The 2,060-nt window shown below is 70.5% G+C and carries 2 protein-coding genes; both read left to right on the top strand.

The genetic code is table 11. The annotated features are described in order from the left end of the window. Positions 1-190 precede the first annotated feature (190 nt). A complete protein-coding gene (locus tag AC1VAN_RS19975) occupies positions 191-1,063 on the top strand; it encodes a PhzF family phenazine biosynthesis protein (RefSeq protein WP_442252078.1) in 873 nt (290 codons plus the stop codon). Positions 1,064-1,157: 94 nt separating this feature from the next. Further along, complete coding sequence (locus AC1VAN_RS19970) at positions 1,158-2,036, top strand: PhzF family phenazine biosynthesis protein (protein WP_480986551.1); 879 nt, start codon at positions 1,158-1,160, stop codon at positions 2,034-2,036. Positions 2,037-2,060: the final 24 nt, after the last annotated feature.

The raw sequence follows: 2,060 nt of genomic DNA, 5'->3' as shown, positions 1-2,060 counted from the left end.
CTTCGGCCCGTTTTTTCGCCAGCTTCCCGATCGTGTCCCAGCGGTGGCGACGCGACACCGAGGTGCCGCCGAACTTCAGTACGATCCAACGATCGACAAGGGGGGAAGCTGACATGGATAGGCTATGTGTAATGTGGGGAAGCCGCCCGAGGGGGCGGAACCTTCGATTCTAAGCCCAATACACCCGTCAATGACCGCCTACCGCTACCTGCAGCTCGATGTCTTCGCCCACCAGCCCGGTACCGGCAACCCGCTCGGTGTCGTGTTCGACGCTGATGGACTGTCCACCGACCGCATGCAGGCCCTGGCCGCCTGGCTGAACCTGTCCGAGACCGTATTCTTCCTTCGCCCCACCGCTGCCGGCGCCGACTACCACGTGCGCATCTTCACCCCTGCCAGCGAGCTGCCCTTCGCCGGGCACCCCAGCGTGGGCGCCGCCTGGGCTGCGGTCACCTGCGGCCTGGTGCAGCCACGCGACGGGGCCCTGGTGCAGCAGTGCGCGGCCGGCCTGCTGCCGGTGCAGGTCACCGGGCCAGCCAACGCGCCCACYATCCGCCTGGCGAGCCCAGAGGCACGGCCGCTGCCGGCTCTGCCAGGCGACATTCCTGACGCCCTGCGCGCTGCTGCCGCCGAGGGCCAGCGCGCCGAGCTGTGGGACAACGGCCCGCGCTGGTGGCTGCTGCCGCTGCGCGACGCCGAGGCCGTACGCACGCTGGCACCGGACATGGCGGCCCTGCGCGACTGGAGCATTGCCACCGACGCGCTCGGCATCGCCGTGTTCGCGCTCGAAGCCGATACCGGGCACGACCTGGTGGTGCGCGCGTTCTGCCCCGCCGATGCGCCCAACGTGCCGGAAGACCCGGTGACCGGCAGCGCCAACGCGCTGATCGGCGCCTGGCTGCGGCAGCGCAACGCCCTGCCCGGCAAGGACGGGAGCTACGTGGCCAGCCAGGGCCGCGAGGTCGGCCGCGACGGCCGCGTCCAGGTCACTGTGGATGCGCAGGACACGGTGTGGATCGGCGGCCAGGTGCAGCTGGTGATCGACGGCAACATCACCTGGTAGCGCCGGGCCAAGCCCGGCGGCCTGCCGCGCTGCGCGCTCGCGGGGCATGGCCCCGCGCTACCCTATGCCGCCTGTTTCCTGGAGTTCCTGCCCGATGACCACCCGCCGTTTCCTGCAGCTGGATGTGTTTTCCCCGCGCCCGGGCGCCGGCAATCCGCTGGCCGTCGTGCTCGATGCCGAAGGCCTGGACGATGCAGCGATGCAGGCCATCGCCCGCTGGACCCGCCTGCCCGAAACGACGTTTGTGTTCCCGGCACAGACGGCCGGCACCAGCTATCGGCTGCGCATGTTCAGCCCGCAGAAGGAAGTGCCGTTCGCCGGCCATCCCAGCGTCGGCACCGCCCACGCGGTGCTGCAGGCGGGCTTGGCCATGCCGGTCGACGGGGTACTGGTTCAGGACGGCATCGCCGGTGCGCTGCCACTGCGCGTGACCGGCGAAGGCGCGCAGCAGCGCATCGCCATCCGCACGCCCCGTGCGCAGCTGGCCGAGATCGCCGCCACCGATGACCCACGCCTGCAGGCCGCATTGCACACCTGGCCGCTGGGTTCGCTRCCACCGGCCCGCATGCAGGGTGGCCGCAGCTGGTGGGTCGTAGAGGTCGCGGATGAGGCCGCGTTGYGCGCCCTGCACCCGGACTGGGATGCGATCGCCACGCTGGCTGAATCGACCGACAGCATGGGCGTGTTCGCCTATGCCTTTGCCGATGGCAGCGATGGTTACGACCTGGCCGTGCGCGCTTTCGTCGGCAATGGGCGCCGCTTCGAGGATGCTGCTTCTGGCGCGGCCAACGCTGTGCTGGCGGCCTGGCTGGACCTGCGCGACGCCCTTCCGCGCGGCCGCCAGCCCTTCGACGTCAGCCAGGGAYGCGAAGTCGGCCACGATGCGCGGCTGACGCTGCTGGTCGATGAAGAGGGCGAGGTCTGGTCCGGCGGCCAGGTGCAGACGGTGATTTCCGGCACCATCGATTGGTGAACGCAAGGCGGTAGAGCCGGCCGC

The sequence above is a fragment of the Stenotrophomonas sp. 05L44_2 genome, from assembly GCF_056665995.1.
This window is presented reverse-complemented; position numbering and strand designations above follow the sequence as displayed.